The organism is Cupriavidus sp. GW822-FHT03E04 (genome assembly GCF_058801495.1).
Genome location: NZ_JBXANI010000021.1, coordinates 168,066 through 180,290 on the forward strand (window position 1 = coordinate 168,066; position 12,225 = coordinate 180,290).

Annotated in this window: 9 protein-coding genes and 1 pseudogene; 6 read left to right on the forward strand and 4 right to left on the reverse strand. The window is 60.2% G+C overall.

Features of this window, described 5'->3' with window-relative positions:
- Positions 1-39 precede the first annotated feature (39 nt).
- From AC1RQC_RS28250 to AC1RQC_RS28275, 6 genes are all read left to right on the forward strand, one after another.
- On the forward strand, positions 40-2,217 hold the full coding sequence (locus AC1RQC_RS28250) for a type I secretion system permease/ATPase (protein ID WP_492809534.1): 2,178 nt from the start codon (positions 40-42) through the stop codon (positions 2,215-2,217).
- A gap of 3 nt (positions 2,218-2,220) precedes the next feature.
- Entirely contained in the window at positions 2,221-3,645 is a 1,425-nt protein-coding gene (locus AC1RQC_RS28255; RefSeq protein WP_492885234.1) for an HlyD family type I secretion periplasmic adaptor subunit, read from the forward strand.
- Between the two features lie 128 nt (positions 3,646-3,773).
- Entirely contained in the window at positions 3,774-5,132 is a 1,359-nt protein-coding gene (locus AC1RQC_RS28260; protein WP_492809400.1) for a TolC family outer membrane protein, read from the forward strand.
- 51 nt (positions 5,133-5,183) lie between these two features.
- Positions 5,184-5,501 (forward strand): DMP19 family protein, encoded by a 318-nt coding sequence (locus AC1RQC_RS28265; protein WP_492885236.1) that lies wholly within the window; start codon positions 5,184-5,186, stop codon positions 5,499-5,501.
- Between the two features lie 138 nt (positions 5,502-5,639).
- Positions 5,640-6,101 carry a hypothetical protein gene (locus AC1RQC_RS28270; RefSeq protein ID WP_492885238.1) on the forward strand — a complete coding sequence of 154 codons (462 nt, stop codon included), beginning with the start codon at positions 5,640-5,642 and terminating at the stop codon, positions 6,099-6,101.
- An 811-nt stretch (positions 6,102-6,912) separates the two neighbouring features.
- Complete coding sequence (locus tag AC1RQC_RS28275; protein ID WP_492885240.1) at positions 6,913-8,322, forward strand: hypothetical protein; 1,410 nt, start codon at positions 6,913-6,915, stop codon at positions 8,320-8,322.
- A gap of 161 nt (positions 8,323-8,483) precedes the next feature.
- On the opposite strand, the pseudogene AC1RQC_RS28280 reads toward AC1RQC_RS28275, so the two are convergent.
- The 4 genes and pseudogenes from AC1RQC_RS28280 to tnpA all read right to left on the reverse strand — a co-directional run.
- Positions 8,484-8,958 (reverse strand): annotated as a pseudogene (locus tag AC1RQC_RS28280) (transposase); the annotation flags it as partial.
- Between the two features lie 775 nt (positions 8,959-9,733).
- Positions 9,734-11,305, reverse strand: a complete 1,572-nt coding sequence (locus tag AC1RQC_RS28285) for an IS66-like element IS883 family transposase (RefSeq protein ID WP_492885242.1) — start codon at positions 11,303-11,305, stop codon at positions 9,734-9,736.
- A gap of 30 nt (positions 11,306-11,335) precedes the next feature.
- Positions 11,336-11,683, reverse strand: coding sequence for an IS66 family insertion sequence element accessory protein TnpB (gene tnpB / locus AC1RQC_RS28290; protein ID WP_492809404.1), 348 nt, complete (start codon positions 11,681-11,683; stop codon positions 11,336-11,338).
- Positions 11,680-12,090: an IS66-like element accessory protein TnpA gene (gene tnpA / locus AC1RQC_RS28295; RefSeq protein WP_249679065.1), complete on the reverse strand. Its 411-nt coding sequence runs from the start codon at positions 12,088-12,090 to the stop codon at positions 11,680-11,682. The genes tnpB and tnpA overlap by 4 nt, the downstream gene beginning before the upstream one ends.
- Positions 12,091-12,225 lie beyond the last annotated feature (135 nt).

Consider the following 12,225-nt stretch of genomic DNA (forward strand, 5'->3'; position numbering starts at 1 on the left):
GATCAGGAACGCATCAATCCCATGAAACGCGTTGAGGAAATGCCCGGCGGGCCCAGTCGTTCGCCGCCGTGGCTTGGCATTGAATCGGGGGAAGAGGGGGCGGACCAACCACCTCCTTTCGACACCGGTCTCGTATGCTTGGTCATGCTGGCCCGCTTTCACCAAGTTGCCGCCGACGTCGATCAGCTTGCCCATGAATTTCGGGCGGACGGTAAGCTCTTTGGCGCGATCGAAATCCTACTCGCCGCCAAGAAGCTCGATCTGCGCGCCCGCCAGGCGACGATCCGCGCCAAGCGCTTGGCGACTACGCCCTTGCCTGCCATCGGGCGCGACAACGATGGCAATTACTTCATCCTGGCCCGCCACGACGCAGGCAAGGTGCTGATCCAGGATCCGCGCAAGCCAGGCCCGACGGAGCTGCTGCTGGAAGACTTCCGACAGACGTGGTCCGGCGAACTGATCTTGCTCGCCTCGCGTGCTTCTGTGGCCGGTGCTTTGGCCAAATTCGATTTCAGCTGGTTCATCCCGGCAGTGGTCAAGTACCGTCGCTTGCTACTGGAAGTCTTCATTGTCTCGTTCGTGATCCAACTCTTTGCGCTGGTCACTCCCTTGTTCTTCCAGGTCGTGATGGACAAGGTGCTGGTGCATCGCAGCTTTACGACGCTGGATGTCATCGCGGTCGGCTTGCTGGCGGTTGTGACCTTCGAGGTGGTGCTCAATGCCCTGCGCAGCTATGTCTTTGCGCACACTTCCAGCCGTATCGACGTGGAGCTGGGCGCACGGTTGTTTCGACACCTCCTGAACCTGCCGCTAGCCTACTTCCGCGCGCGGCAAGTTGGAGACTCGGTGGCGCGGATACGCGAGTTGGAGAACATCCGATCCTTCCTGACGGGCAATGCCATCACCGTCGTGCTGGACCTATTCTTCTCAGTTCTGTTTCTGGCTGTCATGACGCACTACAGCGTCTGGCTGACCCTGATCGTGGTGGCTTCGCTGCCGTGCTATTTTCTGCTGTCGCTCGGGTTTACACCCACCTTGCGAGCGCGGTTGAACGAAAAATTTAATCGCAGCGCTGAAAACCAGTCCTTCCTGGTTGAGACCATCAGCGGTGTCGAGACGTTGAAGGCCAGCGCGGTAGAGCCCCAGTGGATACGTAAGTGGGACAACCAGTTGGCCGCATACGTAAGGGCGGGCTTTCGCACGACGGCGATTAGCACTATTGCCAATGGCGGCGTGACCTGGATCAGCAAGCTGGTGACGGTGGGGACGATGTGGCTTGGCGCACGGCTGGTCATCGACGGTCAGTTGACGGTGGGGCAACTGATCGCCTTCAATATGCTGGCGGGCAACGTGGCCGGGCCGGTGATGCGGCTCGCGCAACTATGGACGGATTTTCAGCAGGTGGGCATTTCCATGCAGCGGCTGGGCGATATCCTGAACACCCGCACCGAAGTCCATACGCCCCGGCCAGCGCTGCCGCCGGTGCAGGGGCGCATCGAGTTCGACCGGGTCGAGTTTCGCTATCGGCCAGGCGCGCAGCCAGTGTTGCGCGGCGTGAACCTGGCGATCCAAGCTGGCGAGACCGTGGGCATCGTTGGCCGCTCGGGCTCGGGCAAGAGCACGCTGACCAAGCTGGTGCAGCGGCTCTACCAGCCCGAGCAGGGGCGTGTGCTGATCGACGGGGTGGATATATCGACCATCGACGCTAGTTCGCTGCGCCGGCAGATCGGGGTGGTTCTACAAGAGAACGTGCTGTTCAACCGCAGCATCCGCGACAACATCGCGCTCAATGATCCCGGCACGCCCTTGCAGCAGGTGATTCGCGCCGCGCAGCTGGCCGGCGCGCATGAGTTCATTGCTGAGTTGCCCGAAGGCTATGACACCATGGTGGGCGAGCACGGCGCCACGCTGTCTGGCGGGCAGCGCCAGCGTATCGCCATTGCGCGGGCGCTGTTGTCTAACCCACGCATCCTGATCTTCGATGAGGCGACCAGCGCGCTGGACTACGAGTCCGAGCGCATCATTCAACAGAACATGCGCGAGATCAGCCGTGGCAGGACAGTACTCGTCATAGCACATCGCCTGTCGGCAGTCAAGGACGCACACCGCATCGTGGTCATGGAGCGCGGCGATATTGTCGAGGAAGGCACGCATGCCAACCTCATCCAGCGTGAGCAAGGGCAGTACGCCGCCCTGCATCGCATGCAGCAGGGGTAGCGCGTGGCTTGGGGGCATATTTTTGGTGCATGGGGCGACCTGTGCAAACGTTACGTCGGAGTGTTTGCGGCATCCTGGCGAGAGCGCAAGTCCTGGGAGGGCAAGCGCTACGATGCCGACGAAGCAGAGTTTCTACCGGCCGCCTTGTCCCTGCAGCAGACGGCTGTGTCGCCCGCACCAAGGGTGGCCATGTGGTTGCTGATCGTCTTTGCGCTGCTGGCTTTGTTGTGGTCAATCTTCGGCCAGGTGGACATCGTGGCGACTGCGCAAGGCAAGATCATCCCCAGCGAAGGCACCCAGGTTGTGCAGCCCATCGGTACGGCCACGGTCAAGGCCATCCACGTGCGCGAAGGGCAATCGGTGCGGGCGGGGGATTTGCTGATCGAACTTGACGGCACCGTTACCCGAGCAGAACAGCAGCGCATCGTGAACGAACTACAAACGTGGACCTTGCAGGTCGGACATGCCGAAGCCATGTTGGCGGCCATTGATGGAAAGCGTGCGCCCGCACTGGCGCAGGCCGATGTCGATCCGCGCGCCTTCGCCGATGTGCAGCGTCTGGCTGAGGCAGAGTTCTCGGCATTGCAGGCCAAGCTGGCCGGCATCAATGCGGAGCTGGCGCGCCGCCAGGCCGAGCACCAGTCCACGTTGGCGCTTGTGAGTAAGCTGGAAAAGACCTCACCTATCGTGCGCCAGCGCGCTGAGGCCCTGAAAGCCTTGGCGGGCGAGCAATACGTGGCGCGCAATACCTATTTGGAACGCGAGCGCGAGCGTATCGAACAGGAGGCGGATCTCGCCGTGCAACGCAGCCGCCTGAAAGAAATCGAGGCCTCTATCGCAGAGGCCAGGCAGCAACGCGAGACACTGCGGGCGGACGCGCGGCACGCAAGCCTGGACCGTTTGAATGAAGGCCGCCAGCATATTTCCTTGCTGGAGCAGGACCTGATCAAGGCCAGACAGTCAGAGCACCTGACGCGGCTGACCGCCCCCGTGTCCGGCACGGTTCAGCAACTGGCTGTGCGCACACTGGGCGGCGTGGTGACGGAAGCCCAGTCTCTAATGCTGGTGGTGCCGGAAGAAAACGTGCTGGAGGTCGAGGCGTTCCTGGAGAACAAGGACGTGGGCTTCGTACTGCCCACACAGGAAGCCGAGGTCAAGATCGAGACCTTTCCTTACACCAAGTACGGCGTCGTGCCAGGCACCGTGACTTCGGTGTCGGACGATGCAATCAGCGATGAGAAGCGCGGCCTAATCTATTCGATGCGTATCGCCATGGCGCGCTCAACCATTGCCGTCAATGGGGCGGACATTCGTCTGGCACCGGGCATGGCGGTGACCGCGGAGATCAAGACAGGCAGGCGACGCGTGATCGAGTATTTCCTCGATCCGCTGATCCAGTATGGCAGCGAGAGTATTCGGGAGCGTTGATGAGCAGCAGGTTGGCGCGGTGCGCAGGGGGCGGGAGCAAGAGATGGCGATGGGGCGGACCGGGAGGTTTACTGGCGCTTGCTTTGCTGTGCCTGGATGCGGGTACGGATGCCGCTGCGGCGACAGACATGGACGCAGAAGCGTCACCGCCTCGGTTTGCAATGGAAGTCGGCGCCGACACCCGTATGATCGGGTTGATGGAAGTCTATGGCATGGCGCTGGAATACGATCCGACCTACCACGCAGCTCTCAAAGAGCGGGATGCAGGACTCGAAGAACGCGCTATCGGCCGGGCGGCCTTGTTGCCCAAGCTGTCTTTCCAGTATCAGGCGGGGCGCAATCAATCTGAGGTGACCCAACCGGGGTTTTTGGGGAGGTCCACGTCGGACCGTTCTTACCGTAGCTATTCGTCGTCACTGACGCTGGAGCAGCCGGTCTTCGACTACGAGGCGATCTCGCGCTATTACCGTGGCATTGCGCAAGCACACCATGCTGACGCCCGCTTCCGCAGCCGCAGCCAGGAGGTGGCTGTGCGCGTCGCGCAGGCCTATACCGAGGCGCTTTTTGCTAAAGACCAGATCGACCTGACGCAGGCGCAGAAGCGCGCGTTTGCTGAGCAGATGACGTTGAACGCGCGGCGCCTCGACGCTGGCGAAGGCACTCGCACCGACATGCTGGAGACCCAGGCCCGCTACGACCTGGCACAGGCGCAGGAGATCGAGGCGCGGGACAATCTGGACGCCGCGCTGCGTGATCTTGGCGCCATGATAGGACAGTCGTTGCGAGCCGAGAACCTAGCGCCGCTGGCCAGGGCGTTTGGCGCGCTGCCGCAGGAGCCCGGCGGTTTCGAGGCCTGGCATAAGATGGCCCTGGTAGGTAATCCGGAACTTGCGGCACTGCGCTACTCGCTGGATGCAGCTGAGCAGCAGGTCGAGCAGGCTCGCGCCGGCCATCTGCCCAAGGTCAGTCTATACGCGACGGCGGGCCGCCAAAAATCCAGTTCGGAAGCGACTTTCGATCAGCGCTATGTGACCAACAGCATCGGCATCCAAGTCACCGTGCCGATCTTTGCTGGCGGTGGCGTGTCCGCGACGGTGAGGCAGGCAGTGGACAGCAAGGAGCGCCTACGCTACGAAAACGATGCCAGGTTTAGTGAAGTGTTAAACGAGTTGCGCAAGCAGTTCAACCTGCAAAACAGCAGTGCGGCCAAAATGCGAGCCTATCAATATGCCGTGGATTCAGCGCGCGAACTGACCGTCGCGATGAAAAAGAGCGTGGCCGGAGGTGAGCGCGTCAATGCGGATATCCTGGATGCCGAACAGCAGTTCTATGACGCGCTGCGCAACTTGGCGCAGGCTCGCTACGCCCACCTGTTGTCATGGCTAAAGCTCCGCTTCTATGCCGGTGAGTTGTCCGTGGCTCATGTGAACACCATGGCGCAGTACTTCGAAGTCAACAGCGCCTCAAGACCGTTGAGCAGCCATTAACCGCCATCGTCCGCACTGTCGTGCGGAGGCAAATACCTTACTGAACCGGCAATGGATATCTTTGACCCCCTGGCCCCACACTTGCCCCGTCTGAACATGATTCCAGTCCGCCAAGGCATTTATGACAGTGACGATCCTCATGCGTTGATCGGGGCGCTGATGAAGATCATGGAATACCTAGCCGACTATGGTGCCTACACCCGGCACGAAATCCCCGCAGCGCTTCTTTACAACCATCGCCTCAGCAATTACCAGGCTGAGGTCAGCAACGGCGGGCATGAGCAGTTCGTGGCCAATAGCGGATGGTCGGAAGACGTACAGCGCGAAGTGGAAGAAGGGCTCGGGGCGGTAGGCGCCTACGCTCATTAGCGCCTCTTCCGGGAGGTTGCGCAATACACCAACGCGAGTGCCGAACGCACGGCCGCCGTGCGCGCGCGAGGCGGGTTCAACCACCCAATCCACGGCAAAGTTGACGAATGGATCGAGCAGAAGGACCGTGAATTCCACATGCTGAACGCAACCAACGACGTGGCCACGCTGCAGAAGAGGTGGCTGAAATCTCTGTCGTACATCAAGCCCGTTCCGGATCTGCAATGGAAGTTCAGCATGGCGGAAATTTTCGGACGTAACCCCTTGCTGGATGCCAGGCTGGCGGCATTGGGCAAGCAGAAGCGCGATTTCGTGACAGACTTAATCGCGAATGCGCCGCTGAAGAAGAGCCGATGGGAATACGCCGCCGGCCTCGCCAGGCAGAACGGCCTGGATTTGCCCTTTATGGCCAAAAATAATTGGACGGAAGAGCACAAAGGAAAGGAAGTATGGCTTTCGCATTTCGAAATATCAGGTGTTAACTACCTGGCGATCTATTACACCGACGAGGTGGTGTTCTGCAACATGAGGGAGACGCCGGACGCCCTTGTTATTGACAAGGTCATCGATCGGACCGACTTGGAATACACGGAGGTCTAACGAGTCGGATATCGGTATGATCTCTATCGAGTATCTCGTGGACCGTCAAAAGTGAGTTTCCGCGGATTTACAGCTAACCGAGAGCGAACGCGGACGGAGATGCGAAGGCGAGTATGTCGGGAATAGGCCGAGCTGCCTGCTTCAAAATGCGGCAGCCGCTTCCGTACTTGTTTAGCTGACTTCAGGTCGGAGGTGTGGCCGGAGAAGTCGCCGGCGTGCCAGGCGAACCCGCTTCCGCGTTTTGACCGTCGACAAGTACCACTTCGCCGTGATCAGTTTAACCGTTGATGCTCCACATGGCGTCTCCGAGGTACGCAGCGTTGACGGCAACTTAATCCGACTAGGCCCGTGATGGCGAATAAGCGCCCGGAGCTAAGTGAACACCCCTTACACCTGTGCGGTGCCTCTGTGGAGGAAAGACCTGGCCACGGCGAAAACGCCAGAATTAATTCTGGCCTGGACCAAGCAGGACGTCAGCTTAGTTCCTGGTTGAGCGGAAATGAGCAAGTCTGAAAGAAACGGTCTTCCAGCGCGTTACCGCAACAGCCGGGTGGTGTCGGATACGGCGAGGCCTATACAGACTCTGGGCCTTCTGTCACAGAGATCTGGAATACTAATATCTCGCACACCACTGCATTTCGCCTCGCTTCCGGGGGCGCTACTCGCGGAGAACAGGTGAATCGGCACCAAGCTCTCTCACTGCAAGAAGGCGTCCTGAATTGAAAGAGGACGCCTCTTGTTATCCAGCCGAGCGGCAGGAGAGGCCGGAGTAATTCTGGATAACGCGATTGCTCAGGAGTCTAAAAGCAACATGGTCGTACCATCCGCACATCCACAGTTGGCTTGCCGGGCGAGGCTGGCAAAGCTTGGCCGCTTCTGCACTACGTCGCACCGGACCTGGTTGATCGCCAGCGCGCTGGCCGCATGTCTCGTTACATCCCTTTCGGCCTTCGGGCAAGCGCGCCCTTTCACTATTGGAGGACCAAGCGCACCTTCGACCTACTCCGTGTGTGCGCCTCCGCGTGATGAAGCGTCGCGCAAAGGACTTGACGACCTGCAGCGCGGGTTTTCGCCGCCAAACGTTGCGACTGCGCAGGAGGCGAAGGCACTTCTCAATCTCCGCATTGGATATGCGGAGGGCGATGAAGCGCACTTGCTGCAGGCGATTGACCAGTTGAAGAAATGGCCTGAAAAAGAGGGCATGCAGCGTGCTGCCTTGATCGCGAGCTTGCGACTGGCGGCCTTGCGCCGCGATCTTCTGTCTCATGCTACAGCGCGCCAGCAGCTCACGCAGATGCTCCACTCGAGTCGAGGATCGAACGGCCAACTTGTCGAGTTAAACTCAAGGCAGATCCTCGTGCGTGCTCTCTATCAGGAAGCCGACGGCCTAGGCGGAGCTGCTGGGCGCTCTTTGTGGGAAGAAGCGATCAGGGAGTCGACCGCGCTGCTGTCTCTGGCACCCAAGGTAGAGTCCAACGAAGGCTTACGGCTCCTTGAGGGCCAGCATCGCCAATTGTTGGCGCAACGGGCCTTTTTGCATCGAGATGCAGACGAGCTAAGGAAGCAGATCGGGGGCCTACGTGACGCACTGGATGTCCGGGCAATACCCGTTGAACAATTCGCACAACTTGATGCGTTGGGCAAAGCACTCTATGACCTCGCGTCCCTTGTGCGTGGTGATGAAGGACTGAAGGTCATTGGAGAACTTCGATGGGGCTTTGATCAGCAAGTCGTTCTCATGGCTAAATCACCGGGCTGGGGCCCCAGTCTTTCCGACGCCACGTACAGAGGGCTGGAATCTGCGAAAGGACACTGGCAGATCAACATGGTCCAAGGCGACAGCCCATGCCTCCAGCGCGTGAAGCTGCAGCGTCAGCGCGCAATGGTCGATATCCTGGAGCAGTCGCTCCTGACGGATGCCGGGCATCCTGACGCGGCTCGCGTGCATGAGGCCATCGCTGCGCTGCAGCGCGCTCAGGTCGCGCTTTCACGTCAGCCGCAGTCCATGCAACCAAGCTCGCTCGAACTGGGGCTTGGGGTGGGCTACCGCCTTCTGGCTGCCGCAAGCAACATTCCGGCAGAGCGCTCCCAGCGAATCGATCAGGCGGCCGTACAGTTCGATGCCAGCGAGCAACGGCTCAGGCAATGCTTTTGCGGTTGGCAAGAAGAAGAGTTGGCCCGTGAGCGAGTCGCTCTGGAAAGACTGCGCGGAATCCGTTGAGATTTGGCAAGACCTGCGTCAAGAAAGCCTTGCAAGAACATGAGGGCTGAGTCCGGCCAAAGCCGCGCCTTGGCGTCATCGGTGTCCATTGGCATCGCCGAATGACTCGAAACTTAACATAGCCTTATACGGCGAGTTTCGCGTGTAGCGGCTAAGAACGGCTAACAAAACCGCTCCACGAACCTGGAACAGATGACGGCGCAATCCAGAGTCAGTAAAGCCAATTGGGTATCGATGCGACGTTCGAAACGAGTGCGAAGCAGCTTACCGACGGCAGCAGGCCAAGCAGGAGTCCGTTCGACAACCCGGCGATGCTCTCCGCGTCGCTCATGACTTTCTACGCCGCGACGCCCAATGCGTGGTTCAATGCCACGCTTGCGCAGATGCCGACGGCAGCGCAGGAAGTCGCATCCCTTGTCAGCGTGCAGCTTCTCGGGGCGAGATCGTGGCCGGCCAGACAAACCTCGGCACAGAGGGAATCGCATCGACCAACGCCCGGAAGACAATCGAGTCATGGCGGTTGGCACCGATCACAGTCAGCGCCAGTGGCAGGCCACGCCGGTCTACGACGAGGTGGGGCTTGCCGCCGAGATTGCTGCGGTCCGTGGGATTCGGGCCAGTGTCGCCCGCCGGGGAATGGCGACATTGACCGCACCCGTGGCCGGCACTGTGCAGCAATTGTTCACGCATACGGAAGCCAGCGTGCTCACAGAGGTGCAACCCATCATGGCGATCGTACCCGATGGGGTGCAAGTGACGGCTGAGGTAATGCTGGAGAACAAGGATATTGACTTCGTCAATACCAACCAGGAAGCCACGACCTTCCCGTACACGCGCTACAGCACGTTCACCTTGACTACGTTCTCCGCGCTCTGGACGGCTTGGGTTTGGCAATGCTGGTCGTCCCGAAGGACACGTGCCTCTCCTCGAGAAGGCGGCTTCTCATGCGGCAGAAGAGGTTAAGACATACGAAGCAGAGCGCGGCAGCGACCGGGAATGGGACTAGTCGCCGTCGGGCGTGTCAGCTCGCACGTAAGAGCCAGGTCTACGCAATTGCCAAGAGGCCTTTGCCGGGTCGGTAGATTGGGTGGAATCGTCGGCGTTCGCTAAATGTCTTCCGGCATAACTTGGCATTTCTGCAATTAACGGCCAAAGATTAGCGCCACCAGCCAAAAGCTGCCATCGTAACTTCGACGGCTATGGGGAGTGCAAAGTGCAGCTGCATTCGTTCGTCCATGAAAACGCAAAGATGCAGCTTGGGAGCAAGGGGATGGCCAAGAAGGCGAATGCCATGGAATCCCGGCACCCTGCCGGCAGGGTGCGCTGGGACGGTTATTTATGCACAGTCGTCTCTGGCATGTAAGCGGATCGCCAGCACCGTGGTTGACGACGAGACAGGAGTGGTGCTGCTTTAGGCTTGCAACGCCAGTTGAGCGGCGACGTTCCACGGCAGAAGTTCGTCGATCCGATTGACGGGATGATCGGCGATGCGGGCCAAGACGTGACGCAGATAGGCCTCAGGATCGATGCCGTTGAGTTTGCAGGACCCGATGAGCGAGTACATTGCGGCCGCGCGCTCGCCGCCACTGTCAGCGCCGGCGAATAAAAAATTCTTCCGACCCAACGCGACACCGCGCAGCGCATTCTCCGCGATGTTGTTGTCTATCTCTGCCAGGCCATCATCACAGTAGTAGATTAGCGCTTGCCACTGGTTCAGCATGTAGTTGATGGCTTTGGTCGTTTCCGACTGCGTCGAGAGCGTCAATAGCCGCTCTCGCAACCACACTTCAAAGCTGTCCAGTAGGGGCCGGGATCTTTGCTGCCGCACCTGTTGACGCACGGCAGGTGGCTTACCCCGGATTTCCGCTTCGATGGCATAGAGCTCGCCGATCCGGCGTAACGCCTCCGTTGTGGTCGGCGTTGCCTTGCGGACATGCAGATCGTGCACCTTACGACGCGCGTGGGCCATACAAGCTGCTTCGCGCACACTGCCATCGGTAAAAACAGCGTTGAAGCCCGCATACGCGTCTGCCTGCAGGATGCCGCGGAAGCCGGCCAGATGCGCTTGGGGATGTTGACCCTGGCGATTTGGTGTGTAGGCGAACCAGACCGCAGGTGCAGCATCCGAACCCGATGCGCGATCGTCCCGCACGTAAGCCCATAGTCTTCCCGTCTTGGTCTGTCCCTTACCTGGCGCAAGTACCGGCAGCGGTGTGTCGTCCGCGTGCACCTTGCCGGGCATCATCACGTATCGGTGCAAAGCTTCGACCAGGGGGCGTACCAGCGCACCGCAAGCGCCGACACCGCGAGCCATGGTCGTGCGGTCCAGCTCCACGCCCTGCCGGGCATAGATGGCGGCTTGGCGGTACAGCGGTTGATGATCAGCGTATTTGGCAACCAGTATGTGAGCGTGCAGCCCCGCCGTGGCAATGCCGCGCTCAATCGGCCGGCTTGGCGCCTCAGCCTGGACGATGCAATCACAACAGGCGCAGGCCTTCTTGCGCCGAACCTGCCGAATCACCCTGAATGAACTGCTGATGATATCGAGTTGCTCCGAGATGTCCTCGCCCAGCGGCTTGAGCTTACCGCCGCACTCTGGACAGGCTTCGGTCTCAGGCTCGAGAATGCGCTCCTCCCGCTCCTCCCGCTCCTCCCGCTCCAAGTGCTCCGGCAACGGCTTGCGTACCGCTTTCTTCCGGACAGGAGGGGTAGCCTGCGGATCGGCTTCGGTTTCGGCCGCACCTTCCTCGGCCAGCAGATCTTCCAGTCGGGTCTCGAGCTGTTCAATCTGTCGATCCAGCTTCTCGGACTTCTGGCCAAACTGCATCCGCCTCAGCTTCGAGATCTGCAGATTTAGCTGCTCGATCTCCATGGAGCGGACCACCAAGGCCCGTTCCATGAGTGCGATCGATTCCCGCTGTGCCAACACCAGGGCCTTCAGGGCCTCAATGTCGTCGGGGAGATCGCTGGGGTCGATTGGCATGCGCGGCAGTTTACGCACATGCCACAAGGTTTACAACACCGACAGTGGCGGCCAGGTGCGCTCGGGCTGCTTCCAGTTGATCCCCTCCAGCAGCATCGACAACTGCGCTTGCGTCAGGTGGATCTTGCCGCTGTCGGCCTGCGGCCAGACGAAACGTCCACGCTCCAGGCGCTTCGAGAGCAAGCAAAGCCCATCGCCCGTTGACCACAACACCTTGACGACATTGCCGCGCCTGCCGCGGAAGACGAAGACATGGCCGGAGAACGGGCTCTCCTGCAGAGTCGCCTCCACCTTCGCTGCGAGCCCGTTGAATCCGCAGCGCATGTCGGTCACGCCTGCAGCGATCCAGATGCGTGTTCCCGCCGGCAACCCGATCATGGCGTCAAACGGTCCAGTACGGTACGCAACGTGGCCGGGTCGACTGCCCCTTCAATGCGAATCACCGCTCGGCCCAAACGGATCTCAATGGCGCCGTGCGGCGGAGTCGGCTCGCAAACCGCAGCGGCCGGACTCATTGGCATCGGACCGGGTGGCGAGCTTGGGTGTTCAACGGTCACCGGCAACAACACCGCGGCTTCCTGGCGCTGCTCCATTCGATAGCGTCGGCGCCAGGTGAACAGCATGTTCGCGTTGATGCCGTGCTCGCGCGCCAATTTCGATACCGAGACACCCGGCTCACACGCAGCGGCTGCCAACCGCCGCTTGAATTCCTCGCTGTGGTTCGGCCGGCCTTTGCGACTGCCGGCGACTGGTTCTTCCTGTGACTGTGACAAAGTAGTTCCCATCACTATTTGGTGGGAACTACTTTGGCGCCACTCTACTGAACGGTACAGACGGTGCTGGCGACTCGCTGATATGACTTCCATTGTCAATAGGATGTGCAGTTCAGTTTGGATTCATAGGCGCGAGGGAATACCCTG